Here is a 24,513-nt window from a genome sequence, read left to right as displayed (position 1 = left end):
ACATAGCGAGGCATGGCCGAACCCCCCCGTCCTCCTTTCCGCGCCCGCCCCGCCCTCCGTAGCCGCCGAGCGTTTCCGTGTGGCGCTTCCGGGCGTGCGCGGGCCTCCGAGGGCCGCCGTTCCCCGGCCCGGGGACCACTCACCGGTCCCGCTCACCGACACCGTGCCGCTTCCGCCGTCCTGACGCCCTTCGCGGCGGCCGGGGTGGGGCGGGTGCGGCCGCCCCTCGGAGGAATCACGCATGACCCGCGCCACCACGGTGCGGGCAGTTCTGGCTGCGGCCGTGCTGCTCGTCTCCGTGCTCATCACGCTGACCATGTCCCCCAGACTCGGCCTCGATCTCCAGGGCGGCACCCGCATGGTGCTGCAGGCCAAGGACTCCGACACCGCGAAGGCCGACCGCGAGAGCACCGACCGCACCCTGGAGGTGCTGCGCAAGCGCATCGACTCGCTCGGTGTCACCGAGCCGACCCTGACCCGTTCCGGCGAGGACCGGATCATCGTCGAACTCCCGGACGTCCAGGACCCGCGCAAGGCCGCCGACGTCATCGGCAGGACCGCCCAGCTCACCTTCCACGCCGTCCAGGGCCCCGGCGACGCGGCCGGCGACGGAACGGTGCTCCCCGACGAGGAGGGCCGCACCCTCGCGCTCGGCCCCGCCGCGATCTCGGGCGCGGGGGTCAAGGAGGCATCCGCCGCGTTCGACGCCCAGCAGGGCGCCGGATGGTCCGTCTCCCTCGGCTTCCACAAGGACGCAGGCCGGGACTGGACCCGGCTGACCGGGGAGGCGGCCTGCCACCCCGTCCAGGACGAACGTCGCCGCGTCGCCATCGTCCTCGACAAGAAGGTGATCTCCTCGCCGCAGGTCTCCCCGACCGTCGCCTGCAACACCGGACTGCCTTCCGGATCGACTCAGATCACCGGCTCCTTCAGCGCCGACGAGGCCCGTGAACTCGCCCTGCTGATCCAGGGCGGAGCGCTGCCCGTGCCCGTCGAGATCGTCGAGCAGCGTACGGTCGGCCCGACGCTCGGCGCCGACGCCATCGAAGCCAGCGCCCGCGCCGCCGTCATCGGCGCCGCCGCCACGGCACTGTTCATCACCGTCATGTACCGGCTCTTCGGCGCCCTCGCCGCCGTGGCCCTCGGGGCGTACGGGGTGATCTCGTACGCCGCGCTCGTCGCGCTCGGTGTCACCCTCACCCTGCCCGGCCTCGCCGGGTTCGTCCTGGCCATCGGGATGGCGGTCGACGCGAACGTGCTGGTCTTCGAGCGGGCCAGGGAGGAACACGCGCTGCGCCCGGGCAAGCCGCTGCGCACCTCGCTCACCGCCGGGTTCCGGCACGCCTGGAGTGCCGTCGCCGACTCCAACGTGACGACGCTCATCGCGGCGGGCCTGCTCTTCTTCCTCGGCTCGGGACCGGTCAAGGGCTTCGGGGTCACGCTCGGCATCGGCGTTCTCGCATCGATGTTCTCCGCGCTCGTCATCGCCCGCGCCCTCACCGAGACGGCGGCCCGTTCCCGGTTCGTCAGTGACTACCGGGGCGTCAACGGCATCGCGAGTCCGGGCAGGGTCCGGACCTGGATCAACCGCCGTGATCCGCAGCTGATGCGTGCGCCCCGGCGCTGGCTGCTGATCTCCGCCGTCCTGATCGCCGTCGCGGTGTCGGGCATCCTGGTGCGCGGCGTCAACCTGGGCGTCGAGTTCACCGGTGGCCGGCTCGTCGAGTACTCCACCAGCCGGCCCGTCGACGTGGAGAGCGCGCGCACCGCACTGGCCGGTGCGGGTTTCGGTGACGCCGAAGTCACCACGGCGGGCGCCGGCGACATCTCCGTGCGCACCGGAGACCTCGACAACCACGACGAGTACGCCCTGCGCGCCGCCCTGGCCGAGGAGGGCGGCGAGACCACCAAGGTCCGCGACGAACTCATCGGGCCCAGCCTGGGCGACGAGCTGCGGCGCAACGCCCTGATCGCCCTGGCCATCGCGGTGCTCGTCCAACTGGGCTATCTGGCGATCAGGTTCCGCTGGACGTTCGCCGTCGCCTCCGTCGGGGCGCTCGTCCACGACGTCGTCATCCTGGTCGGGGCCTTCGCCTGGCTGGGACGCACCGTCGACGGCATCTTCCTGGCGGCGCTCCTCACCGTCATCGGGTACTCCGTCAACGACTCCGTCGTGGTGTTCGACCGGGTCAGGGAGCTGTGGGCGAAGGCTCGTGGAAAGCCGCTGTCCGATGTGGCGAACCGGGCCGTCCTGCAGACCGTCCCCAGAACCGTCAACACGGGCATGGGTGCCCTGTTCATCCTCGTCGCACTGGCGGTGCTGGGCGGCGACTCCCTCGCGGACTTCGCCCTCGCCCTGCTGATCGGCATTGTCGTGGGGACGTACTCGTCGGTCATGACGGCCGTGCCTGCCGCCCTTCTCCTGGAGCGCGCCAGCAAGGCCCCGCCGCCCGCGCACACACCGCGCAAGAAGTCCGGGGCCGGGCGCCGCGATCCACTCGACAACGGGGCCCGTGTGTAGCTCCGAGCCCTGCCGGGCCGTCGTCCCTGCGCCGTTCGAGCGGTGCGGGGACGACGCGCCCGGTCGCGCCCATGACGGGGGACACGACGGGGACCATCCTGATCAACCGTCCCGTGATCGGAGCGCGCCCGTGCCGATGCCCGTGCCCGTAGTGCTGCGTGAGGCATGGACCACCCTCGTACCGGACATGAGCGACCGGCACGGGCCGCTGCCGCCGCTGATGCTCGCCCTGACCGTCGTCACCGGGCTGGTCGACGCCGTCAGCTATCTGGAACTGGGCCGGGTCTTCGTCGCGAACATGACCGGGAACGTGGTCTTCGCCGGGTTCGCCTTCGCCGGAGCCCCCGGATTCTCCCTGGTCGCCTCGTTCGTCGCGCTCGGTGGATTCGTGGCCGGGGCGGTGACCGGGGGACGGTTCGTCCACCGGTCCCACGCGCACCGCGGCCGCATGCTGCTGCACGCACTGGGTGCGGAGACGGCATGTGTCCTGGCCGCGCTCGTCGTCACGCTCGTCTCGGGCAGCCCGTACACCGGCGGTGTGCGCTTCACCCTCATCGCGCTGCTCGCCCTGGGCCTCGGCCTGCAGAACGCCGTCGCGCGGGCGCTCGCCGTTCCCGACCTCAAGACGACCGTGCTCACCCTGACCATCACCGGTATCGCCTCCGACGGGCGGCTCGCCGGAGGCCCCGGCAGCAAGGCGGGCCGCCGGGTCCTCTCGGCGGCAGCCATGCTGGCCGGAGCTCTCGTCGGCGCCATGGGCGTCCTGCACGGACACCCGGTCCTGCCGCTTGTGCTGGCCGTGGTGATCCTCGCCGTGGCCTCCCTGGCCGCCTGCGTCCTGGCCCGGGCGGATGCCCCGTGGACCCGGCCCGTCGTCAGCCGATGAGCGCCCGCAGATACGCGGCGGTGGCCGCGTCCGCCGGCAGCAGCGTCTCGATGGCCAGCTCCGCGACCGTCACGTCCATCGGGGTGTTGAACGTGGCGATGGAGGCGACGAAGGAGAGCACCTGCTCTCCGTGCTCGATGACCAGGGGCAGGGCGAACGGCACGGAGGACGAGGGCGAGGACCCGTCCACTCCATCCGCCGGCCCGTCCACGGGATAGCCCGCGACCTCCTCGTACAGCGCGCGCAGCTCCGCCGAACGGACCAGCGCGATCTGACGCTCCATCTGGGCCAGCAGATCGGCTCGCCACTCCCGCAGGTTCCGGATGCGTGGGGCCAGGCCCTCCGGGTGCAGGGTGAGCCGCATCGCGTTCAGCGGCGGGGCCAGCAGATGCTCCGCCACCCCGTCCAGCATCCGGGTCATCCCCTGATTGGCCGCCACGACGGTGTACAGGCCGTCGACGACGAACGCGGGATACGGGTCGTAACCCTGGAGCAGCCGGTCCATACCCTCCCGCAGCGCGCCCATCGCCGGGTCGTCGAGCGCCGTCTCCGTGAAGCGCGGGGCGTAACCGGCCACCACCAGCAGGGCGTTGCGTTCCCGCACCGGCACGTCCAGATGGCCGGCCAGCCGCAGGACCATCTCCTCGCTGGGGCGGGAGCGGCCCGTCTCGATGAAGGAGATGTGCCGGGCCGAGGAGTCGGCCCGCAGCGCCAGCTCCAGCTGGCTGATCCGGCGCCGCTCCCGCCAGCTGCGCAGCAGCGGCCCTACCCCCGTGTCAAGCGCGACAGTTGTCATACCGAGACCGTAACGTCACCGGCATCGTCGACCGATGCCCCCGAGTAAGGCCGGTACCTCCGAGTACGGCCGACAGCCCGAGTACGGCCGACGCCCCGAGTACGGCCGACACCCCGAGTACGGCCGACACCCCGGCCAAGACCGACACCCGCTAGTGAGGGAGCCACCGTATGCCCGCCGCACCCCTGCCGAAGGACGAGATCGAGCGCCGGCTGCGCGACCTGCCCGGCTGGACGCTGGAAGAGGACCGGATCATCCGCACCTACCGGCTCCCGTCACATTTCGCCGCCGCCGCACTCACCGTGCACGTCGCCCGGATCCAGGACGAGCTAAACCACCACTCCGACCTGAGGCTCGGCTACAACACCGTCGCCCTCTCCGTGAACTCCCACGACGCGGGTGGCAGGGTCACCGAGAAGGACCTGGCCCTGGCCGCCGCCGTCGAGGACGTCGCCCCCGGACACGGCGCGGAGTAGGCCCGCCCGGCGGTCAGGACGCGGCACCGAAGCGGGGGTGCGCGGCGAGCCAGCGTGTGTAACTGGCGCTGCGCTCCACCGCCTGGGCGTACGCCGCCCGGGTGTGCCCGCTCACCGCTCCCGCCGCCGCCGACGCGGCAGCGGACCGTGGGTGCCAGCCCAGCAGATGGCGCCAGCTGAGCGGTGAGCCGGTCACCGGGCGGGTCACCACGCCCGGCGTCGGCGGGAACGTCGCCCGGCACAGTCCGACCGCCCGGCCCACCTGCACGAGATGGACGACGGACGCGGTGTCCGTCTCGTACACCGACACCGGGCTGAAGCCGGCGCGTGCACAGGCGGCCACGAAGCAGTCCGCGAAACAGCCGTCGCCGGGTACGTCCACCCAGCACTCGTCGGCCAGCGCGGAAAGCTCCAGTTCGGCCTCGCCGGCCAGCGGATGGTTCTCCGGCAGCATCACGAAGACCGGGTCGACGCCGATGACCTGCCACTCCAGCCGGTCGGCCACCGGCGGTGGACTCTCCCCGCACGCCCCGATGAGAACGAAGTCCAGGCGCCCATCGACCAGTTGGGAGGCCAGCTCGGTCACCGACCAGGCGGTGTACGTGGACACCGGTGCCGTGGGGTGCGCCGCGGCCAGCCGGTCGACGAGCCCACCGAGCAGCGGGCCGTGGGTGCCGCCCAGCCGGAAGCGCTCCATGGCGCCCCACGCGTTGGCGAACCGTACCGCCTCCGCCTGGAGCTCGCTGACCGCGGGCAGTACCACCCGGGCCCGCTCCAGCACCAGTTCGCCCAGCAGCGTCGGCCGGGCACCGGTGTGGTCCCGGTCGAACAACGGGCCGCCCAGCGCCTTCTCGATCCGTCGCAGCTGCGCGCTCAGCGCGGGCTGGGCGAGACCGAGCGCGGCGGCCGCCTTGGTGAGGCTTCCGGTGTCGGCGATGGCACGTACCGTTCGCAGATGGCGCAACTCCAGCTCCATAACCGCAAGTTATGGCCCCGTTGGCCCGCTGGCAATCGGGACCGGTGTTTCGGCGGTCAGGCTTTCCCTCGACGAATCGCCGGGCCCTGCGGATCGGGCCGACGGGCGCGACCGGGAGCGGCGAGGGCTCGGGGCCAGGTGGGTCGGGAGCACCGCCGTCGGCCGCCCGCCGGCGTCGGACCGGCGGCCGTCGGGACCGGAGCACGGGGCGGCGTCACGCAGGGACGGCGAGCGGCGGGTGCTCGAGCACGCGGGGCCTGTACTCGACCAGTTGGATGCGGCCGTCGAAGGTGCGGTGCTCGATCATGTCCAGGGCGACGTCCGGATAGCCGTCGTAGATGCGTTCTTCACCCGTGGCCCCGGTGATCACCGGGAACATCACGACCCGGAACCGGTCGACGAGTCCGGCACGCAGCAGGGACCGGCACAGGCTGAGGCTGCCGATCGTGCTGAGGAACCCCGAGCCACTCGACTTCATGGCGCGGACCGCCTCGACGGCGTCGTCGCGGACGAGCGTGGAGTTGGCCCACGTCAGGGGCTCCTTCAGCGAGGAGGAGAACACCACCTTGGACGCTTGCGTGAGCTCGTCGACGGACGCCTCCTCCTCGGGGCGGAACTCGTCCTGACCAGTCGGGACCTCGCCTGCGGCGAAGCCCGACATCAGACGGTAGGTGTTCGCTCCCATCAGGTAGGTGGCCTTGGGCTGCTCGCCGAGCCACGCGAGGTACTCCGGGCCCTCGAGGCCCCAGAACCCGGGCCAGCCCTCTCCCGATGCGTAGCCGTCGAGGGAGGTGATGAAGTCGACAAGAAGCTCCGGCATGGCGGTGTCCTTTCCTGAGGTCTCACGAGTTTGGACCGGCCGGGAGCCACAAACTCATCGGCCACGCTGTGGAGTGATGAGAGAACCGCCCGGCCGACCGCCACGCTCACCCGGGCCGGGGCGCAGATCGCCCAGGGGTCACCGACGGAGCCAAGTCCCAGCCGCACCAGCCCCAGCTGTTCACCGCAGCACGTCGACACCCTGTTCTAGAGTCGTTCGAATGTTGAACTACGACGACGAGGCGGCCGTCTACGACGCCACGCGCGGCGGCGTGCCCCGGGCGGAGGCGGCCGCGGGTGCGGTGCTCGGCCTGGTCCCGCCCGCCGCCCGGACCCTGCTCGACATCGGCTGCGGTACGGGGATCGTCACCGAGCGGATCGCCGGTGGCCGCCCCGGTCTGCGGGTGCTCGGCTCCGACGCCGCGCACGGCATGGCCCGCGTCGCCCGGCAGCGGATCGCCGGTGTCGTGCTCGCCGACGCGCGCCGGCTGCCGCTGCCCGACGCGGCGGTCGACGCGGTGACGGCCGTCTGGCTGCTGCACCTGCTGCGCGAGGAGGGCGCCGCGCGAGCGGTGGTGGCGCAGGCGGCCCGGGTGCTGCGGCCCGGTGGCGTGTTCGTCACCACGGTCGACAAGGATGCCGGGCACGACGTCGGCAGCGACATCGACGAGGCGTTCGCGCCGTACCTCGCGCCGGCCCCGTCCGACGGTGCGGAGCGGATCATCGAGTACGGCGCCGCGTACGGCCTCGACGTGGTGGGCAGTGCGGTGTTCCGGGGGCACGGGCAGGGACGGACCCCGCTGAGCGCCGCACGCGGGGTGCGGCGCGGTTACTACGCCTCGCGCCTCGCGCTGCCCGGCGCGGCGGCCGAGCAGCTGGGCCGGGTCCTGGACGCGCTGCCCGGACCCGACCGCCGGCGCGCGGACCCGCAGTACCGGCTGCTGGCGTTCCGCCGCCGGTAGGCGCGGCGGGCGGCGCCCCACCGGGCACAAGTCACGCGTTCCAGGCACCGTTCCGCGCCGCCTCGGCGGCGAACGCGGCGAACGGCTTCGGGTCGCGGCCCAGAGCCTGCTTGATCCCGTCGGTCACCCGCGCGTTGTGCCCGTCCAGCAGGTACGTGAACAGCCCGGCGAGGAACTCCGCTTCGGCCTCCGGAACCCCGTACTGCCGGAGCATCGCCGCGTACTGATGGCCCGTCACCGCGACGTAGCGCACCTCGCGCCCCGTCGCGACGGTGAGCTCGGCGGCGGCCTCGGCGAAGGTCAGCGCCCGGGGGCCGGTCAGTTCCAGGACCGTGCCCCCGCCGCCGTCCCCGCAGAGCGCCGCGACGACCACATCGGCCAAGTCGTCGACGTCCACGAACGGCTCGGCACATCCGCCCGCCGGGAACACCACCTCACCGCCCAGCACCCCGTCCAGCAGCGCCCCCTCACTGAAGTTCTGCGCGAAGAACGCCGAGCGCACGACCGTGAGTTCGGCATCACCCGCAGCCGCGCGCAACGCCTCCTCGGCCACCACGGCCTGCGGCTCGCCCCGCCCCGAGAGCAGCACCAGCCGCCGCACCCTGCACCGCCCGGCGATCTCCCCGAAGGCACTCATCGCCTCCGGTGCGCCGGGCGACGCGAGATCGGGGTAGTACGCGACGTACGCCGCGTCCGCGCCGCTCAGCGCGGCCTCCCACCCGGACGGTTCCGCCCAGTCGAACGGCACCGCGCCGCTGCGCGATCCGGCCCGCACCGGCACCCCGCGCGCCGCCAGGCGTGCGGCAACCCGGCCGCCCGTCTTGCCCGTCCCGCTCGTCACCAGCACCGGGCGCGCGCCGGGGAATTCCTGCTTCTGGTTCTCCGTGTTCCGTGTCATGACCCAAGCCTCTCCGCCCTGCCCCGCGCACTCCATCCCCGAGCCGCTCACCTCCCTACGCGTGCGTCTACGCTGCCCTGCATGGACGCACTCGCCGGACTGCTGGACGGGCCGCGGGCCCGGGGCGCCTTTCTGCTGCGCATGGTGATGGAGCCGCCCTGGTCCGTACGGATCGAGGACCGGGCCCCGCTCTGTCTGATGTCCGTGACCGCCGGCGAGGCCTGGATCGTTCCCGCCGCGGGCGCCGAACCTGCGCTGCTGCGCCCGGGAGACCGGGCCGTCGCGCGCGGACCGGAGCCGTACACCGTCGCGGACCTGCCGGACACCGAACCCCGCGCACGGATCGGCCCGGGCGGCACCTGCACGACCCTGCACGGGGAGCCCCTGTCCCAGTCGATGGATCTGGGGGTACGAACCTGGGGCAACGCGCCTGACGGTTCGACGACCGTGCTCGTCGGCACGTACCTGCTGGACGGCGAGATCAGCGGACGGCTGCTCGACGCGCTGCCCCCGCTGCTCGTCCTGCCCTCCAGCGGCCGGCCGGGACCGCTGCCGGCGCTCCTCGACGACGAGATCGCGCGGGACGAGCCGGGCCAGAGCGTGGTGCTGGACCGCCTCCTGGACCTTCTGCTGATCGACGCCCTGCGTACCTGGTTCTCCCGGCCGGGCGCAAAGGCCCCGGCCTGGTACCGGGCCCTGGGAGACCCCGTCGTCGGCCAGGCGCTGCGGCTGCTCCAGAACGAACCCGCCCACCCCTGGACGGTGGCGGCGCTGGCCGGGCGGACCGGGGTGTCCCGCGCCGGTCTGGCCCGGCGCTTCACCGAACTCGTGGGAGAACCCCCGATGGCCTATCTGACCGGCTGGCGCCTCGCCGTCGCGGCGGATCTGCTCCGTGGGACCGACGCCACCGTCGAGGCGGTGGCCCACAAGGTCGGCTACAGCCAGGCGTTCGCCTTCAGCACCGCCTTCAAACGCGTCCGCGGGGTCAGCCCGCAGGAGTACCGCAAAGGCGGCGGCTTGCCGTAACGGCAACAAAGTTTGCCCGACGGCCACACAGTAGTGAGGCTGTTCCCATGAGCAACCACACCGGGCACGGCCACCACCACGACGCCGGCCACGCGCACGACCACCAGCACGGCGGGACGCAGGGACACCACCACGGACCCAGCGACCCCGACTGGGACGTCATGGGTCCGCTGCTGGAACAGAACGCCGAACTCAGCAGCGAGCAGTACACGCAGGCGGCCCGCTGGATCGCCGGCCTGCCCGACGCACCGAAGGTGCGCAGGGTCCTGGACATCGGGAGCGGACCGGGCGTGATCTCCTGTCTGCTCGCCGAGGCGTTCCCCGACGCGGAGGTCGTCGCGGTCGACGGCACCCCGGCCCTGCTGGAGCGCACCCGCGCCCGCGCCGAGCGGCTCGGGCTCGGGGACCGGGTCGCCACCCGGCACGCCGAACTCCCCGGGGAACTCACCGGGCTGGGGCAGGCGGACCTGATCTGGGCGGGCAACACACTGCACCACATGGGCGACCAGCGCGCCGTGCTGGCCGGCTTCGCCGCGCTGCTGAACCCCGGCGGCACGGTCGCGCTCGTCGAGGGCGGGCTGCAGCCGCGTCAGCTCCCGCGCGACCTCGGCTTCGGCCGGCCCGGCCTGGAGGCCAGGATGGAGGCGGTGCAGGCCGAGCTCTTCGAGGAGATGCGCGCGGACCTGCCCGGCGCCCGGCGCGAGAACGAGGACTGGGCCGCCCTCTTCACCGCGGTGGGACTCGCCCCCCAGGGCACCCGCAGCTTCCTGCTCGACCTTCCCGCGCCGCTCGGCGACGTGGCGCGTGAGCACGTGATCGCCGAACTCACCCGCCGCCGCGACGGGCTGCGCGACCGGCTCGCCGCCGACGACCTCACGGTGCTGGACCGGCTGCTCGACCCCGAGGACCCGGCCGGACTGCGCCGGCGCCCCGACACCTACCTGCTGCTGGCCCGCACGGTCCACCTGGGCCGCCGCGCCTGAGCGGGACAGCTCACGGGGAAGCCGTGCCGGACACCGGCTCCAGCCGCCACCACTGGCCGGGGGAGTCGGTGTCCTCCCACTGCCGGACGGGCGCCGCCTTCGCCGTACTGCCGTCGGCGACCTCCAGGACCAGTCCGCTGACGAAGCTCACCAGCGTCACCGTGCCGGGTGCCTCCAGGTGTCTTTCGACCAGCCACTCCTGGGCGCCGAAGTTGTTCGCCCGCCACTGCTGGATCACGGCGCCGTTCTCCGTGGAGGCTCCGCGCACGTCCAGCCGTTTGCCGCTGTGGGCGTTGACCACGTGGTGCAGAGCTGCGCCCTCGTGGACGGGGGTGAACGCCCAGTGCTGGGCGGCCGATCCGTCGACGTCGTTCTGCTGCACCGGTGCGCCGCCGCCCTTCGCGGCGTCCCGCACCTCCAGCACGAGCCCGCTGCCCACGTTGCGCAGCCGGTAAAGGCCTGTCCCGACAACGGGCGTGTCCCCGGTCATCCCCGGTATTCCCTTCGTACGCCTCGTACGGCGAAAACCGCCGCCCGGCTCCGGGCCGGGCGGCGGTCACAGGTGGTTCGGCGGCGGTACGTCAGGCCCTCAGGCGCCGGCGTTGAACTCGCCCGGGTTCGGGCCGAGCCGCTTGCCCTCGTCCAGCGCAGCGAACGCGGCCAGGTCGTCGGCGTCCAGCTCGAAGCCGAACACGTCGATGTTCTCCGCGATCCGCGACGGCGTCACGGACTTGGGGATCACCACGTTGCCCGTCTGGAGGTGCCAGCGCAGCACCGCCTGGGCGGGGGTGCGGCCGTGCTTCTGCGCGACCGCGACGACCGTCGGGACCTCCAGGAGGCCCTTGCCCGAACCGAGCGGGGACCACGCCTCGGTCGCGATGCCGTGCCGGGCGTGCAGCGCACGCGACTCGGCCTGCTGGAGCTGCGGGTGCAGCTCGATCTGGTTGAGCGCCGGCACCACGGAGGTCTCGCCCAGCAGGCGCTCCAGGTGCTCGGGGAGGAAGTTCGACACACCGATGGCCTTCGCGCGGCCGTCGGCGTAGATCTTCTCGAATGCCCGGTACGTGTCGACGTAGGCGTCCTTGGCCGGCACCGGCCAGTGGATCAGGTACAGGTCGACGTAGTCGAGGCCCAGCTTGTCGAGGGAGGCGTCGAAGGCGCGCAGCGTCGCGTCGTAGCCCTGCTCCGAGTTCCACAGCTTCGTGGTGACGAAGAGCTCCTCGCGGGCGACACCGGAGGCCGCGATGGCCTTCCCGGTGCCCACCTCGTTCTGGTAGATCGCGGCGGTGTCGATGCTGCGGTACCCGGACTCGATGGCCGTGGCGACCGCCGCCGTGGCCTCGTCGTCCGGCACCTGCCAGACTCCGAAACCGAGCTGCGGCATCTCGACGCCGTTGTTGAGGGTGAGGGAGGGGACCTGGCTCACGAGCGGTCGATCCTAACGTTGTGGGATGGGACTCCCAGGGGGAACGATCAAGGCGGCCCGCACATTCCCGTACGGGCGCGGTTCTCAGCGGAAACGGTACTCCCGCGGCGTGCCGCCGGAGCGGCACTCGCCCCGAGCCGCAGGCAGGTCCGCGCGGCGGCGCACCGAGCAGCGCACCGGCCGGGGCCGGTCAGCGGTAGAGCGCGTCCACCTCGGAGGCGTACGCCGTCTCGATCGCCTTGCGCTTGAGCTTCAGTGACGGTGTCAGCAGGCCGTGCTCCTCGGTGAACTGGTGGGCCAGGATCCGGAAGGTACGGATCGACTCGGCCTGGGAGACCGCCGTGTTCGCGGCCACCACCGCGCGCCGGACCTCCATCTCCAGGTCCGGGTCCCGCACCAGTTCTCCCGGGGTCAGCGCCTGCCGCCCCTGCATCGCGAGCCAGTGCTCCACGGCCTCCTGGTCGATGGTGACCAGCGCCGCGATGTACGGCCGGTCGTTGCCGACCACGATGCACTGTGCCACCAGCGGATGGGCCCGGACCCGCTCCTCCAGGCCCGCCGGCGAGACGCTCTTGCCGCCGGACGTCACCAGGATCTCCTTCTTGCGCCCGGTGATCGTCAGATAGCCGTCCTCGTCCAGCGCGCCCAGGTCGCCGGTGGCCAGCCAGCCGTCGTTGAGGACCGCGGCGGTGGCCTTCGGGGCGCCCAGGTAGCCGCCGAACACATGGGCGCCGTACACCCACACCTCGCCGTCGTCGGCGATGTGCACGGTCGTGCCGGGGATCGGCTGCCCCACCGTGCCGTACCGGGTGCGCTCCGGCGGGTTGGCCGTGGCCGCGGCCGTCGTCTCGGTCAGGCCGTAGCCCTCGTACACGGTGACGCCCGCGCCCGCGAAGAACAGCCCGAGCTGCCGGTCCATCCCCGAGCCGCCCGACATGGCGTGCCGGATCCGGCCGCCCATCGCGTCGCGCACCTTCTTGTACACGACCTTGTCGAAGAACTGGTGCTGCATCCGCAGCCCGGCGGACGGTCCGGGACCGGTGCCGAACGCCCGTGCCTCCAGCGCCTCCGCGTACTTCACCGCGATGTCGACGGCCTTGTCGAAGGGACCGATCCGTCCCTCCGCCTCGGCCTTGCGCCGGGCGCCGTTGAAGACCTTCTCGAAGATGTACGGCACCGCCAGGATGAACGTGGGACGGAACGACACCAGGTCCGGCATGAGCGCCTTGGCCGACAGCTCCGGCTGGTGGCCCAGCTTCACCCGGCCGCGGATCGCCGTGACCTCCACCATCCGCCCGAAGACGTGCGCCAGCGGAAGGAAGAGCAGCGTCGCCGCCTCGTCACCCGGCTTGGAGTGGAAGACCGACTCCCAGCGGGAGGCCATCGTCTCCGTCTCGAACATGAAGTTGGCGTGCGTGATCACGCAGCCCTTCGGGCGTCCCGTGGTGCCCGAGGTGTAGATGACGGTGGCCACCGACTCGGGGGTCACCGCGCGCCGGTGCCGGTGTACCACCTCGTCCTCGACATGGGCGCCGGCCTCCACGAGCTCGCTCACCGCTCCGGCGTCGAGCTGCCAGAGCCGCTTCAGCTGCGGCAGCCGGTCGATCACCGAAGCGATCGTCATCGAGTGGTCCTCGTGCTCGACCATGACCGCCGAGACCTCGGCGTCGTGCAGCATCCACAGGACCTGCTCGGCCGACGACGTCGGATAGACCGGAACGGACTGGGCACCCACCGTCCACAGGGCGAAGTCGAAGAGGGTCCACTCGTACCGTGTGCGCGACATCAGGGCGACCCGGTCGCCGAACCGCACGCCGTGCGCGATCAGCCCCTTGGCCAACGCCAGCACCTCGTCACGGAACGTCGCCGAGGTGACGTCCCGCCAGCGTCCGTCCGCGTCTTTCCGGCCGAGCGCGACCCGGTGCGGATCCTCCTCGGCGTAGTCGAACACGACATCGGCGAGGCCGCCTACGTGGGGCGCGGCCGCCATGGGTGGGACAGTGAACTCACGCAATGACCTGCTCCTTGTGGCGCTCCGCACAGCGCCGTGACGCTACCCCACGGGACGCCGCGCCGGGAGTGCCGGGAGAGGCCCGTACCAGGTTCGATATGCACGGGTCAGGTGGTGAAATCCGGCCAGATGGGCAAGGCCCGGGCATGCTTCTGACCATGGGGTAAGTGGCTCGCGCGGGAATCTCCACCGAATCTGTACGCCGCGATCACGCGGTTGTGTGCGGATATGGGTGATACGTCCGCCGTTGTCGGGTCGACCGGACCGGACCGACGGGACCAGGCCGCTCGGGACATGGCCGACCGCCCAAGGCCGCTCGGTCAGGGCCGACCGCCCAGGGCCGCTCGGTCAGGGCCGCTCGGTCAGAGCCGGACCGGTCCGGGCTGCTTCGGGGAGGAGCCGAGGCGTCGCCGTGCCCCGTTGATCCTCCCCCTCCCGGCACACCGTCATGCGCGGTCCTGCGGACCGATCGCCCCCACACCGCCGCGCGGACGGATCAGCCGGTCGCCGCCCGCCAGGATCGCCGCGGCCAGTGCGTCCGCCGCCTGCTGCGCACCGTCCCGCCGCCGCCCGTGCAGCAGGACGAAGTCGACGTCGCCGAGGTCCGGGAGCCCCGCCCGGGCCGCCACCGGAACGAGCCCCGGCGGAACCAGGCCGCGGCTGTGCGCCATCACTCCGAGCCCCGCGTGGGCGGCGGCGATCAGGCCGCTGAGGCTGCCGCTCGTGCAGGCGACCCGCCACGAGCGGCCCTGCTCCTCCAGCACCTCCAGCGCGCGGGCCCGGGTGATGCCGGGCGGCGGGAAGAGGATCAGCGGTACCGGCCCGTCCGGGTCGATCCGCAGCCGCGGGGCGCCGATCCAGACCAGCGCGTCCTGCCAGACCAGTTCCCCGTGGGTGTCCCCGGTCCGCCGTTTGGCGAGCACCAGGTCGAGACGGCCCGCGGCCAGCTGCTGGTGCAGCGTCCCGGACAGCTCGACGGTCAGCTCCAGCTCGACCTCCGGATGGTCGCGGCGGAACGACTGGAGGATCTCCGGCAGCCGGGTCAGCACGAAGTCCTCCGAGGCCCCGAAGCGCAGCCGCCCGCGCAGCCGGGTGCCGGTGAAGAACGCCGACGCCCGTTCGTGGGCCTCCAGGATCGTCCGCGCGAAGCCGAGCATCGCCTCGCCGTCCACCGTGAGGTCGACCCGGTGCGTGTCCCGGGTGAACAGCTGACGCCCGGCCGCGTCCTCAAGCCGCCGCACATGCTGGCTGACCGTGGACTGCCGCACCCCGAGCCGGCGCGCGGCCGCGGTGAAGCTGAGGGTCTGGGCGACGGCGAGGAAGGTGCGCAGCTGTGCCGGGTCGTACATGGCGCCAAGTTATCGCGAATCGTGATGACAGTCAGAGCGGTATACGGGATTCCCGATGTGGCTGATCGGGCGCAGGATGGGGGGCGCACGCTTCTGAACGAGAGACACGTGGAGCACATGAGCCGCCGAACCCCGCGATTGCCGTCCTGGCTGCCCGTCGACCCGTACATCATGGCCTTGATCGGTACCGTCGTACTGGCGGCTCTGCTGCCGGCGTCGGGTGCCGCGGCCGACGTGGCGGGCGGGGCCTCCACCGGAGCGGTCGCGTTCCTGTTCTTCCTCTACGGCGCCCGGCTCTCCACCGCCGAAGCGGTCGAAGGGCTCAAGCACTGGCGGCTCCACCTCACCGTCCTGGCCTGCACGTTCGTCGCCTTCCCGCTGCTGGGCCTGGCGAGCCGGGGGCTGGTGCCGTACGTCCTGACACCCCAGCTGCAGAGCGGCCTCCTCTTCCTCTGCCTTGTCCCCTCGACCATCCAGTCGTCGATCGCGTTCACCTCGATCGCCCGCGGCAACGTGCCCGCCGCGATCTGTGCGGGCTCCTTCTCCTCGATCGCCGGCATCTTCGTCACCCCGCTGCTCGCGGCGGCGCTCCTCGGGAACAGCGGGGGCGGCTTCTCCGCGGACGCGCTGCTGAAGATCGGCGTCCAGCTGCTGCTGCCGTTCCTCGCGGGACAGCTGCTGCGCCGCTGGATCGGCGGCTTCCTGACCCGCCACAAGAAGGTCCTCGGCCTCGTCGACCGGGGCTCGATCCTGCTGGTCGTCTACACCGCGTTCAGCGAGGGCATGGTCGCGGGCATCTGGCACCAGGTCACCCCGGCCCGGCTCGGCGCGCTGCTCGCCGTCGAAGCGGTGCTGCTGGCCGTCATGCTGGCGCTGAGCTGGTACGGGGCGAAGCGGCTCGGCTTCGGCCGCGAGGACCGCATCGCGATCCAGTTCGCCGGCTCGAAGAAGAGCCTCGCGTCGGGACTGCCGATGGCCAGCGTCCTGTTCGGCGCGCAGGCGAGCCTCGCCGTGCTGCCGTTGATGCTTTTCCACCAGATGCAGCTCATGGTGTGCGCCGTGATCGCGAAGCGTCGGGCCCGGGATCCCCTGGAGGACACCTCCGGCAGCGCGGCGTCGCGGGAGGCCGCCCCGGTGGGCTGAGCGGCCGTGAACGCCCGCGGGGCACCTCAGCCCTGGACGGCCGGCTCCTCCAGAGCGATGCGGTGCTCTCCCGCGTACACGTTCATCGAGGGCCCCCGCAGGAATCCGACCAGGGTCAGTCCGGTCTCGGCCGCCAGGTCGACCGCGAGGGACGACGGCGCCGAGACGGCCGCCAGCATCGGGATTCCGGCCATCACCGCCTTCTGCGCGAGCTCGAACGAGGCCCGGCCCGAGACCAGCAGGATCGCCCGGGACAGCGGCAGCCGGCCGTCGGTCAGGGCCCGGCCGACCAGCTTGTCGACCGCGTTGTGCCGGCCCACGTCCTCCCGTACGTCGATGAGCTCGCCCGTCTCGGAGAACAGGGCCGCCGCGTGCAGGCCGCCGGTCCGGTCGAAGACCCGCTGCGAGGCGCGCAACCGGTCGGGAAGAGCGGCCAGCAGTGCGGGTGCCACCCGGACCGGGGGAGTGTCGGCGACCGGGTGCCGGGTGGTGGTGCGGACCGCGTCCAGGCTGGCCTTGCCGCAGAGCCCGCAGGACGACGTCGTGTAGACGTTGCGCTCCAGCGTGATGTCGGGGACCGCGACGCCGGGCGCGAGCTTCACGTCCACCACGTTGTACGTGTTCACCCCGTCGGCCGTCGCTCCGGCGCAGTACACGATCGACTGCACCTCGGACCCCTCGCCGATCACGCCCTCGCTCACGAGGAAGCCGGCCGCGAGCGCGAAGTCGTCGCCCGGGGTGCGCATGGTGATGGCGAGCGGCTTGCCGTTCAGCCGGATCTCCAGGGGCTCCTCGGCGACGAGGGTGTCCGGGCGAGTGGTGACGGCTCCGTCCCGGATGCGGAGGGTGCGGCGGCGCTCGGTGACCCGTCCCATGACAGTCAGCCCCGATTCTGTGCGTGAGGGAAGCCGAAACGGCCCTTGGTGCAGAGGATGTCGTGGATCACCGGGTCCCGTGCGGCGGGGTGACCTCGACGAGGTCATTGTCCCGCACCCGGAGCGGCGGGCCGGCGGCACCGTGAAGTCGACAGAATTCTGCCTACAGTATGCCTTGACGTCGGTCGGGGCTGTTGTCAAGCCTCCAAGCTCCGGGCGGTATTCCTGTGGGATCACGTGCCCTTGTACCGGACGGTAGCGACCAAGACTGGATGGTTCCTGCCATATGTAGCGAGGGGAACCTGAACATGACCGGCTCACGTGTCGTGGCGCTCGGCCACTATCAGCCCGCCAAGGTGCTCACCAACCACGATCTGGCGGCCATGGTCGACACCAGTGACGAGTGGATCACCAGCCGCGTCGGTATCAAGACCCGGCACCTCGGCGGCCCCGACGAGCCGGTGGACGAGCTCGCCGCGCACGCGGCGGCCAAGGCGCTCGCCGCCGCCGGGCTCCAGCCCGCCGACATCGATCTGGTCCTGGTCGCCACCTCCACCGCGATCGACCGCTCGCCCAGCATGTCGGCCCGGGTCGCCGCCCGCCTCGGCATGTCCTCGCCCGCGGTGATGGACATCAACGTGGTCTGTTCGGGTTTCACCCACGCCCTCGCCACCGCCGACCACGCCGTCAGGGCGGGCGCCGCCACCCGCGCGCTCGTGATCGGCGCCGACAAGATGGGCGACATCGTCGACTGGACCGACCGCTCCAGCTGTGTGCTGATGGGCGACGGCGCCGGTGCCGCGGTCGTGGTCGCCGACTCCGGGGCGGCCGGCCGGCCCGGGATCGGGCCGGTCCTGTGGGGTTCCGTGCCGGGGATGGGGGACGCGGTACGGATCGAGGGCACGCCGCCGCGCTTCGCCCAGGAGGGGCAGTCCGTCTATCGCTGGGCCACCACCCAACTGCCGCCCATCGCGCGCAAGGTGTGCGAGAAGGCGGGGATCACGCCCGAGGACCTCGCCGCGGTGGTGCTGCATCAGGCCAATCTGAGGATCATCGAACCCGTCGCCCGGAAGATCGGTGCCGTCAACGCGGTCATCGCCCGGGATGTGGTGGATTCCGGTAACACGTCCGCTGCCTCGATCCCGATGGCCCTGTCCAAGCTGGTGGAGCGGGGCGAGGTCGCGACCGGCGCCCCGGCGCTGCTTTTCGGCTTCGGCGGGAACCTGAGCTACGCGGGACAGGTCATCCGCTGTCCCTGAGGGGAGCGAGATCGGTAGACTGTAGACGATAAGCAATTGCTCGTCGCCCGGAGGGGGACCGCGATGTTGTCCACAGGACTGCCGCAGGGGGCTGTGCCGAAGCTGGAACGGCCCGGTCCGCTGCGCGAGCGCGTCTACGAGGCGCTGCTCGAACTCATCACCACCCGGGCACTCCGTCCCGGCCAGCATCTGGTCGAGAGCGAGCTGGCCGGGCACCTGGGCGTGTCCCGGCAGCCGGTGCGTGAGGCGCTGCAACGGCTCAACACCGAGGGATGGGTCGATCTGCGGCCCGCCCAGGGCGCGTTCGTCCATGAACCCACGGAGCAGGAGGCGGACCAGCTGCTCTCGGTCCGGATGCTTCTGGAGGCCGAGGCCGCCCGCCTCGCAGCCGCCCACTCCACTCCGGCGGGCATCGCCGCGCTGGAGGAGCTCTGCACCAAGGGCGAACAGGCCGTCACCGACGACGACGTGGACCTTGCGGTGGCGACCAACGCCGCCTTCCACGCCAAGGTCATGGAGCTGGCCGGCAATGTCGTCCTCGCCGAACTGGCCGGGCAGGTGGACCGGCGGGTCCGCTGGTACTACACGCCCGTCGCCCGGCAGCGCGGTACGCAGTCCTGGATCGAGCACCGTTCCCTGATCGCCGCGATCTCCTCGCACGACGAGCAGCGGGCGACGGCGATCATGCGGACCCACACGGAGCACACCCGGCAGACGTACCACCAGCGCGAAGAGGCGTAGAACCTCCCCGCTCACGTCCTCGATCGCCGGCGCCGCCGCGGTCGGGGACGTTTCCATGTCCGGGGGCCCACCGCCCCCCTTTGTCCTCGGGGTGGAGAAAGTTGTGGTGGATTCCTGCGCAACTTCTTCCCACTCCCGGCAACCGCTGCTACGTTCCCCTCCAAAGCCCGACGGACAGGCCGATGTGGCGGGGAGGGGCGCGTGAGACGGATGACGGCACGACCCGCGAATGCGCATCAGGCGCGACTGCTCCGGCTGTTGCGCGACGGCGGGCCCAACTCACGGGCACAGCTGGGGGATCAGGTCGATCTCTCCCGCTCCAAGCTCGCCGTCGAGGTGGACAGACTGCTGGAGACCGGCCTTGTCGTGGCCGACGGACTCGCCGCATCCCGCGGCGGGCGTCGCTCGCACAACATCCGGCTCGCCCCCGCACTGCGCTTCCTCGGCGTCGACATCGGCGCCACCTCGGTCGATGTGGCGGTCACCAACGCGGAACTGGAGGTCCTGGGGCACCTCAACCACCCCATGGACGTACGCGAAGGCCCCGTGGCCATCTTCGAGCAGGTGCTGTCCATGGCGGCCAAGCTCCGGGCCTCCGGGCTCGCCGAAGGGTTCGACGGCGCGGGCATCGGCGTACCGGGACCGGTCCGCTTCCCCGAAGGCATCCCGGTCGCACCGCCGATCATGCCCGGCTGGGACGGCTTCCCGGTCCGCGAGGCGCTCAGCCAGGAACTGGGCTGTCCCGTCATGGTCGACAACGACGTGAACCTGATGGCGATGGGGGAGCAGCACGCGGGCGTCGCCCGTTCCGTGGGCGACTTCCTCTGCGTCAAGATCGGCACCGGCATCGGCTGCGGCAWCGTCGTCGGCGGAGAGGTCCACCGCGGTACGACGGGCAGCGCCGGCGACATCGGCCACATCCAGGTCGAACCCGACGGCCGTCCCTGCGCCTGTGGCAACCGGGGCTGCCTGGAAGCACACTTCAGCGGCGCCGCACTGGCCCGCGACGCCGAGGACGCGGCCCGCGCCGGTCAGTCCCTGGAGCTCGCGGCCCGGCTGGAGGCGTCCGGGAAACTCACCGCCGCCGACGTCGCCGCAGCCGCGGCCGCCGGCGACCCCACCTCGCTCGACCTGATCCGTGAAGGCGGCAACCGGGTCGGACAGGTCATCGCGGGACTCGTCAGCTTCTTCAATCCCGGTCTGGTGGTGATCGGCGGCGGGGTGACCGGACTGGGCCACACGCTGCTGGCCAGCGTCCGGACCCAGGTCTACCGGCAGTCCCTGCCCCTGGCCACCGGAAACCTCCCGATCGTGCTGGGCGAGCTCGGACCCGCCGCCGGAGTCATCGGCGCGGCCAGGCTCATCAGCGACCACCTCTTCTCACCCGCCTGATCCCGCTTGTCGTCCCACCTGCCTGATCCCGCACGATCCCGCACCCGCCCCGCCCTCCACCGGCCCGCACAAGGCCCGACGGCACCAAAGGCACCGCCCCGCGCCCCGGCCGGGGCCCGGGGAACACCCCCGGGACCGCACTGCGTCCTGCCCGCTCACCGGCCCTTCCCCCTGCTTCCGGACTCGCCCGCGCAGGGGCACCCCATCCGCCGAGGGGATTCGTCATGGCTCCAGAACCACCGCTGCTCACCATGTCCGGCATCACCAAGTCCTTTCCCGGTGTGCGCGCCCTCGACGGCGTGGACCTGGAGGTCCAGGCCGGCGAAGTCCACTGCCTCCTCGGCCAGAACGGCGCCGGCAAGTCCACGCTCATCAAGGTCCTCGCCGGGGCCCACCAGCCCGATGACGGCGAGATCACCTGGTGCGGGGCGCCGGCGGTACTCAAGTCGCCCATCACCGCGATGCGCCTCGGGATCGCCACCATCTACCAGGAACTCGACCTGGTCGAGGGCCTGTCGGTCGCCGAGAACGTCTTCCTCGGCCATGAACCCACCAGTGCCGGCTTCGTCGTCCGCACCCGCGAGGGCCGCACGTCGGCGGCCGCCCTGCTGGAACGGCTCGGCCATCCGGAGATCGACCCGGCCCGCGCGGTCGGTGAACTCTCCGCGGCCCAGCAGCAGATCGTGTCCATGGCCCGGGCGCTCTCGCACGACGTACGCCTCATCGTGATGGACGAGCCGTCGGCCGCCCTGGACCCCGACGAGGTCGACAACCTCTTCAGGATCGTCGCCTCGCTGACCGCCGACGGTGTCGCCGTCGTCTACATCTCGCACCGCCTGGAGGAGATCCGCCGGATCGGCGACCGGGTGACCGTCCTCAAGGACGGCCGGGCCGTCGCGGTCGGGCTTCCCGCCGAGTCCACGCCGACGCGCGACATCGTTGCCATGATGACCGGCCGCAACGTCGAGTACGTCTTCCCGCCCCGGCCCGAAGCCACCCCCGAGGACGCCCGTCCCGTGCCGGCCCCGGTCCTCACGGTCCAAGGCCTCACCAGGAAGGGCGAGTTCGACCCCGTCGACCTGGAGCTGAGGCCCGGCGAGATCGTGGGCCTCGCCGGACTCGTCGGCTCGGGACGCTCCGAGATCCTGGAGACCATCTACGGCGCCCGCAAGGCCACCGCGGGCCGGGTCACGGTCGCGGGCAGGCCGCTGCGGCCCGGCAGCGTACGCGCCGCCGTCGCCGCCGGTATCGGCCTCGCCCCCGAGGAACGCAAGGCGCAGGCCCTGCTGATGCTCGAATCCGTCACCCGCAATGTCTCCGTGTCCTCCATGTCCCGTTTCTCCAGGGCCGGTTGGGTGGACCGGGGAGCCGAACGCAAGGCGGCCCGCGCCGCCACCCGTGAACTCTCCCTGCGCCCCGACAACCCGGACACCCCCGTGCGCACCCTCTCCGGCGGCAACCAGCAGAAGGCGGTCCTCGCCCGCTGGCTGCTGCGCGGCTGCCGGGTGCTGCTGCTCGACGAACCGACCCGCGGAGTGGACGTCGGCGCCCGCGCCGAGCTCTACGCCGTGATCCGCCGGCTGGCCGACGAAGGCCTCGCCGTTCTGCTCGTCTCCAGCGAAGTGCCCGAAGTCCTGGGCCTCGCCGACCGGGTGCTGGTCCTCCGCGAAGGGCGTGTCGTCCATACGGCGGACGCCGGGGAACTCGACGAGCACCGCGTACTCGACCTCGTGATGGAAGGGAGCCCGACGTCATGACGCAGCCCGTCTCCTCGGCGCAGCAGAGCGGGCCGGACAAGGGCGCCGTGCCCGTGTCCGTCCCCGCGTCCCCGAAGAAGGACCGGCCCCCGCGTGCCTTCGGGCTGCGCGCGGACGTCCGCAACCTCTCCCTGCTCGGCGTCCTCGCCGCGCTCGTCGTCGTCGGCGGCATCACCGAACCCGACGCCTTCCTGGACACCGGGAACCTCCAGCTCATCCTGACCCAGGCGTCCGTCATCGGGGTCGTCACCGTCGGCATGACCTTCGTCATCATCGGCGGCGGTATCGACCTGTCCGTCGGCGCCATGGTGGCCCTCGCCTCCGTCTGGGCGACGACGCTCGCCACGCAGGACTTCGGGTTCGCGGGCATCCTCTTCACCGCCGTCCTGGTCGGCCTCGGCGCCGGACTCGTCAACGGTGTGCTGATCGCGTACGGCAGGCTGGTGCCGTTCATCGCGACGCTGGCGATGCTCGCCTCCGCGCGCGGACTGGCCCTGAACATCACGGACGGCAAGACGCAGATCGTCACCGTCAAGTCGGTCCTCGACCTGGGGCTGCCGGACGCGTACGTCCTCGGCGTCCCGCCGCTGGTCATGATGTTCGCCCTGGTCACCGTCGTCGGCTGGCTGGTGCTGAACCGTACGACCTTCGGCCGGCGCACGGTCGCCGTCGGCGGCAACGCGGAAGCGGCCCGGCTGGCCGGGATCGACGTTCGACGCCAGCGGCTCTACCTCTACCTGCTCTCCGGGCTCTGCTGCGGCATCGCCGCCTTCATGCTGATCATCCTGTCCGGCTCCGGCCAGAACACCAACGGCAACCTGTACGAGCTCGACGCCATCGCCGCCGCGATCATCGGCGGCACCCTGCTCAGCGGCGGCCGCGGCACGATCGTCGGCTCCGTCCTGGGCGTCCTCGTCTTCACCACGATCACCAACATCTTCGCGCTCAACAACCTGCAGAGCGACGTCCAGCAGATCGCCAAGGGCGCGATCATCGTCGCCGCCGTCCTCGTCCAGCGCCGGACGTCGGCCCACGGGGAGACCTGACCCCCCGTCACCCCGCCTCTCCACCGTTCGACCCCCGCCTGTTCCGCATCCCGTGCCGCATCGGATGAAGGGTTTGACAGCCATGCCAGAAACCAGCCGCAGAGGACTGCTCTTCGGTACCGCCGCAGTCTCCGCAGGCGCCCTGCTGACCGCCTGCACCAGCAACGACCCCAAGGAGAAGGACACCGCCGCGCAGAGCAACGCTCCCGCCGCGGACAACAAGCCCGGCAAGCCCGTCACCATCGGCTTCGCGGGACCGCAGGCCGACCACGGCTGGCTCAACGCCATCAACGAGAACGCCAGGTCGCGGGCGAAGAAGTACTCCGAGGTGACCCTGGAGACCACCGAGGGCTCCAACGACACCGCCGCCCAGATCGGCCAGGTCAAGACCCTCATCAACAAGAAGGTCGACGTCCTCGTCATCCTGCCGGCCGACGGCAAGGCACTCACCCAGGTCGGCCTGGAGGCCATGCGGGCGGGCATCCCCGTCATCAACCTGGACCGCATCTTCGCCTCGCCCCAGGCCTACCGCTGCTGGGTCGGCGGGGACAACTACGGCATGGGGCTCAACGCCGGCACGTACATCGGCGAACAGCTCAAGGACAAGTCGAGCGCCAAGGTCGTCGAGCTCGCGGGCATCGACAACCTGGAGCTGACCAAGCAGCGCAGCAAGGGCTTCGCCGACGCGCTGAAGAACTACTCCAACATCGAGCTGGTGGCCCGTCAGGCGGCCGACTTCACCGTCGAGTCCGGCCAGGCGAAGATGTCCCAGCTCCTCCAGGCCCAGAAGCAGTTCGACGCCCTGTGGAACCACGACGACGACCAGGGCGTCGGCGCGCTCCGCGCCATCCAGCAGGCCGGCCGCGACGAGTTCCTGATGGTCGGCGGCGCCGGGGCCAAGTCCGCGATGGACGCCATCAAGGCGGACAACAGCGTGCTGAAGGCCACCGTTCTCTACCCGCCGACCATGGCGGCGTCCGCGATCGACCTCGCCCGGGCGCTCGGCCAGGCCAAGGGGGTGGCCGGGCTCGCCGAGCTGGAGATCCCGACCAATCTCACCCTGTACTCGGCCGTGGTCACCAAGGACAACATCGACCAGTACCTTCCGACGGGCTTCAGCTGAGCCGTCTCGCGGGAGGGTGCTGACCCTCCCGCCGCACCCACCGAACCA

General features: G+C 71.8%; 22 protein-coding genes. 13 read left to right on the top strand and 9 right to left on the bottom strand.

Features of this window, described 5'->3' with window-relative positions:
- Window positions 1–241 precede the first annotated feature (241 nt).
- Both secD and EAO72_RS03535 read left to right on the top strand, forming a co-directional pair.
- Complete coding sequence (gene secD / locus EAO72_RS03540) at window positions 242–2,521, top strand: protein translocase subunit SecD (RefSeq protein WP_148015736.1); 2,280 nt, start codon at window positions 242–244, stop codon at window positions 2,519–2,521.
- Window positions 2,522–2,663: 142 nt separating this feature from the next.
- Complete coding sequence (locus tag EAO72_RS03535; RefSeq protein ID WP_148015759.1) at window positions 2,664–3,407, top strand: YoaK family protein; 744 nt, start codon at window positions 2,664–2,666, stop codon at window positions 3,405–3,407.
- Here EAO72_RS03535 and EAO72_RS03530 read toward each other — a convergent pair.
- Window positions 3,397–4,203, bottom strand: coding sequence for a helix-turn-helix domain-containing protein (locus EAO72_RS03530; protein ID WP_148015735.1), 807 nt, complete (start codon window positions 4,201–4,203; stop codon window positions 3,397–3,399). The two genes, EAO72_RS03535 and EAO72_RS03530, sit on opposite strands and share 11 nt — an antisense overlap.
- 170 nt (window positions 4,204–4,373) lie before the next feature.
- Here EAO72_RS03530 and EAO72_RS03525 point away from each other — a divergent pair, with 170 nt between their 5' ends.
- Window positions 4,374–4,679 carry a 4a-hydroxytetrahydrobiopterin dehydratase gene (locus EAO72_RS03525; RefSeq protein WP_148015734.1) on the top strand — a complete coding sequence of 102 codons (306 nt, stop codon included), beginning with the start codon at window positions 4,374–4,376 and terminating at the stop codon, window positions 4,677–4,679.
- A gap of 13 nt (window positions 4,680–4,692) precedes the next feature.
- On the opposite strand, the gene EAO72_RS03520 is transcribed toward EAO72_RS03525, so the two are convergent.
- Both EAO72_RS03520 and EAO72_RS03515 read right to left on the bottom strand, forming a co-directional pair.
- Window positions 4,693–5,655 carry a LysR family transcriptional regulator gene (locus EAO72_RS03520; RefSeq protein WP_148015733.1) on the bottom strand — a complete coding sequence of 321 codons (963 nt, stop codon included), beginning with the start codon at window positions 5,653–5,655 and terminating at the stop codon, window positions 4,693–4,695.
- A 214-nt stretch (window positions 5,656–5,869) separates the two neighbouring features.
- Window positions 5,870–6,475 carry a dihydrofolate reductase family protein gene (locus EAO72_RS03515; protein WP_148015732.1) on the bottom strand — a complete coding sequence of 202 codons (606 nt, stop codon included), beginning with the start codon at window positions 6,473–6,475 and terminating at the stop codon, window positions 5,870–5,872.
- A gap of 220 nt (window positions 6,476–6,695) precedes the next feature.
- On the opposite strand from EAO72_RS03515, the gene EAO72_RS03510 reads away from it, so the two are divergent.
- The gene (locus EAO72_RS03510) at window positions 6,696–7,436 is read left to right on the top strand and encodes a class I SAM-dependent methyltransferase (protein WP_148015731.1); all 741 of its coding nucleotides are present in this window, start codon (window positions 6,696–6,698) and stop codon (window positions 7,434–7,436) included.
- A 31-nt stretch (window positions 7,437–7,467) separates the two neighbouring features.
- Here the strand turns inward: EAO72_RS03510 and EAO72_RS03505 are convergent, their stop codons facing one another.
- Window positions 7,468–8,334 carry a Rossmann-fold NAD(P)-binding domain-containing protein gene (locus EAO72_RS03505; protein ID WP_148015730.1) on the bottom strand — a complete coding sequence of 289 codons (867 nt, stop codon included), beginning with the start codon at window positions 8,332–8,334 and terminating at the stop codon, window positions 7,468–7,470.
- Between the two features lie 81 nt (window positions 8,335–8,415).
- Here EAO72_RS03505 and EAO72_RS03500 point away from each other — a divergent pair, with 81 nt between their 5' ends.
- Complete coding sequence (locus EAO72_RS03500; protein ID WP_148015729.1) at window positions 8,416–9,360, top strand: AraC family transcriptional regulator; 945 nt, start codon at window positions 8,416–8,418, stop codon at window positions 9,358–9,360.
- 47 nt (window positions 9,361–9,407) lie between these two features.
- Complete coding sequence (locus EAO72_RS03495; RefSeq protein WP_148015728.1) at window positions 9,408–10,343, top strand: class I SAM-dependent methyltransferase; 936 nt, start codon at window positions 9,408–9,410, stop codon at window positions 10,341–10,343.
- Window positions 10,344–10,353: 10 nt separating this feature from the next.
- On the opposite strand, the gene EAO72_RS03490 is transcribed toward EAO72_RS03495, so the two are convergent.
- The 4 genes from EAO72_RS03490 to EAO72_RS03475 form a co-directional block, all read right to left on the bottom strand.
- Window positions 10,354–10,833 carry an RICIN domain-containing protein gene (locus EAO72_RS03490; protein WP_148015727.1) on the bottom strand — a complete coding sequence of 160 codons (480 nt, stop codon included), beginning with the start codon at window positions 10,831–10,833 and terminating at the stop codon, window positions 10,354–10,356.
- 99 nt (window positions 10,834–10,932) lie between these two features.
- Window positions 10,933–11,769 carry an aldo/keto reductase gene (locus EAO72_RS03485; protein ID WP_148015726.1) on the bottom strand — a complete coding sequence of 279 codons (837 nt, stop codon included), beginning with the start codon at window positions 11,767–11,769 and terminating at the stop codon, window positions 10,933–10,935.
- Between the two features lie 190 nt (window positions 11,770–11,959).
- Window positions 11,960–13,759, bottom strand: a complete 1,800-nt coding sequence (locus EAO72_RS03480; RefSeq protein WP_148015725.1) for an AMP-dependent synthetase/ligase — start codon at window positions 13,757–13,759, stop codon at window positions 11,960–11,962.
- A 467-nt stretch (window positions 13,760–14,226) separates the two neighbouring features.
- Window positions 14,227–15,129, bottom strand: coding sequence for a LysR substrate-binding domain-containing protein (locus tag EAO72_RS03475; RefSeq protein ID WP_148015724.1), 903 nt, complete (start codon window positions 15,127–15,129; stop codon window positions 14,227–14,229).
- Between the two features lie 117 nt (window positions 15,130–15,246).
- Between EAO72_RS03475 and EAO72_RS03470 the strand changes: the two genes are divergently transcribed.
- The gene (locus EAO72_RS03470) at window positions 15,247–16,272 is read left to right on the top strand and encodes a bile acid:sodium symporter family protein (RefSeq protein ID WP_187284918.1); all 1,026 of its coding nucleotides are present in this window, start codon (window positions 15,247–15,249) and stop codon (window positions 16,270–16,272) included.
- Window positions 16,273–16,298: 26 nt separating this feature from the next.
- On the opposite strand, the gene fdhD is transcribed toward EAO72_RS03470, so the two are convergent.
- Complete coding sequence (gene fdhD, locus EAO72_RS03465; protein WP_148015722.1) at window positions 16,299–17,147, bottom strand: formate dehydrogenase accessory sulfurtransferase FdhD; 849 nt, start codon at window positions 17,145–17,147, stop codon at window positions 16,299–16,301.
- Between the two features lie 308 nt (window positions 17,148–17,455).
- Here fdhD and EAO72_RS03460 point away from each other — a divergent pair, with 308 nt between their 5' ends.
- The 6 genes from EAO72_RS03460 (at window position 17,456) to EAO72_RS03435 (ending at window position 24,465) form a co-directional block, all read left to right on the top strand.
- Window positions 17,456–18,406 carry a beta-ketoacyl-ACP synthase III gene (locus EAO72_RS03460; RefSeq protein ID WP_148015721.1) on the top strand — a complete coding sequence of 317 codons (951 nt, stop codon included), beginning with the start codon at window positions 17,456–17,458 and terminating at the stop codon, window positions 18,404–18,406.
- 63 nt (window positions 18,407–18,469) lie between these two features.
- The gene (locus EAO72_RS03455; protein ID WP_148015720.1) at window positions 18,470–19,147 is read left to right on the top strand and encodes a GntR family transcriptional regulator; all 678 of its coding nucleotides are present in this window, start codon (window positions 18,470–18,472) and stop codon (window positions 19,145–19,147) included.
- 210 nt (window positions 19,148–19,357) lie between these two features.
- Window positions 19,358–20,539, top strand: coding sequence for an ROK family transcriptional regulator (locus tag EAO72_RS03450; protein WP_148015719.1), 1,182 nt, complete (start codon window positions 19,358–19,360; stop codon window positions 20,537–20,539).
- 224 nt (window positions 20,540–20,763) lie between these two features.
- A complete protein-coding gene (locus EAO72_RS03445; RefSeq protein ID WP_148015718.1) occupies window positions 20,764–22,296 on the top strand; it encodes a sugar ABC transporter ATP-binding protein in 1,533 nt (510 codons plus the stop codon).
- Window positions 22,293–23,342, top strand: coding sequence for an ABC transporter permease (locus EAO72_RS03440; protein WP_148015717.1), 1,050 nt, complete (start codon window positions 22,293–22,295; stop codon window positions 23,340–23,342). The genes EAO72_RS03445 and EAO72_RS03440 overlap by 4 nt, the downstream gene beginning before the upstream one ends.
- Before the next feature lie 82 nt (window positions 23,343–23,424).
- Window positions 23,425–24,465 carry a substrate-binding domain-containing protein gene (locus EAO72_RS03435; protein WP_148015716.1) on the top strand — a complete coding sequence of 347 codons (1,041 nt, stop codon included), beginning with the start codon at window positions 23,425–23,427 and terminating at the stop codon, window positions 24,463–24,465.
- The last annotated feature ends 48 nt before the right edge of the window (window positions 24,466–24,513 follow it).

The organism is Streptomyces sp. OR43 (assembly GCF_008042275.1).
Classification (GTDB): domain Bacteria; phylum Actinomycetota; class Actinomycetes; order Streptomycetales; family Streptomycetaceae; genus Streptomyces.
This window is presented reverse-complemented; position numbering and strand designations above follow the sequence as displayed.

Coding starts and splice junctions, on each gene's coding strand:
- secD (WP_148015736.1), top strand. CDS start 242: ATGACCCGCGCCACCACGGTGCGGGCAGTTCTGGCTGCGGCCGTGCTG.
- EAO72_RS03530 (WP_148015735.1), bottom strand. CDS start 4,203: ATGACAACTGTCGCGCTTGACACGGGGGTAGGGCCGCTGCTGCGCAGC.
- EAO72_RS03525 (WP_148015734.1), top strand. CDS start 4,374: ATGCCCGCCGCACCCCTGCCGAAGGACGAGATCGAGCGCCGGCTGCGC.
- EAO72_RS03520 (WP_148015733.1), bottom strand. CDS start 5,655: ATGGAGCTGGAGTTGCGCCATCTGCGAACGGTACGTGCCATCGCCGAC.
- EAO72_RS03515 (WP_148015732.1), bottom strand. CDS start 6,475: ATGCCGGAGCTTCTTGTCGACTTCATCACCTCCCTCGACGGCTACGCA.
- EAO72_RS03510 (WP_148015731.1), top strand. CDS start 6,696: ATGTTGAACTACGACGACGAGGCGGCCGTCTACGACGCCACGCGCGGC.
- EAO72_RS03505 (WP_148015730.1), bottom strand. CDS start 8,334: ATGACACGGAACACGGAGAACCAGAAGCAGGAATTCCCCGGCGCGCGC.
- EAO72_RS03500 (WP_148015729.1), top strand. CDS start 8,416: ATGGACGCACTCGCCGGACTGCTGGACGGGCCGCGGGCCCGGGGCGCC.
- EAO72_RS03495 (WP_148015728.1), top strand. CDS start 9,408: ATGAGCAACCACACCGGGCACGGCCACCACCACGACGCCGGCCACGCG.
- EAO72_RS03490 (WP_148015727.1), bottom strand. CDS start 10,833: ATGACCGGGGACACGCCCGTTGTCGGGACAGGCCTTTACCGGCTGCGC.
- EAO72_RS03480 (WP_148015725.1), bottom strand. CDS start 13,759: ATGGCGGCCGCGCCCCACGTAGGCGGCCTCGCCGATGTCGTGTTCGAC.
- EAO72_RS03475 (WP_148015724.1), bottom strand. CDS start 15,129: ATGTACGACCCGGCACAGCTGCGCACCTTCCTCGCCGTCGCCCAGACC.
- EAO72_RS03470 (WP_187284918.1), top strand. CDS start 15,247: ATGAGCCGCCGAACCCCGCGATTGCCGTCCTGGCTGCCCGTCGACCCG.
- fdhD (WP_148015722.1), bottom strand. CDS start 17,147: ATGGGACGGGTCACCGAGCGCCGCCGCACCCTCCGCATCCGGGACGGA.
- EAO72_RS03460 (WP_148015721.1), top strand. CDS start 17,456: ATGACCGGCTCACGTGTCGTGGCGCTCGGCCACTATCAGCCCGCCAAG.
- EAO72_RS03455 (WP_148015720.1), top strand. CDS start 18,470: ATGTTGTCCACAGGACTGCCGCAGGGGGCTGTGCCGAAGCTGGAACGG.
- EAO72_RS03445 (WP_148015718.1), top strand. CDS start 20,764: ATGGCTCCAGAACCACCGCTGCTCACCATGTCCGGCATCACCAAGTCC.
- EAO72_RS03440 (WP_148015717.1), top strand. CDS start 22,293: ATGACGCAGCCCGTCTCCTCGGCGCAGCAGAGCGGGCCGGACAAGGGC.
- EAO72_RS03435 (WP_148015716.1), top strand. CDS start 23,425: ATGCCAGAAACCAGCCGCAGAGGACTGCTCTTCGGTACCGCCGCAGTC.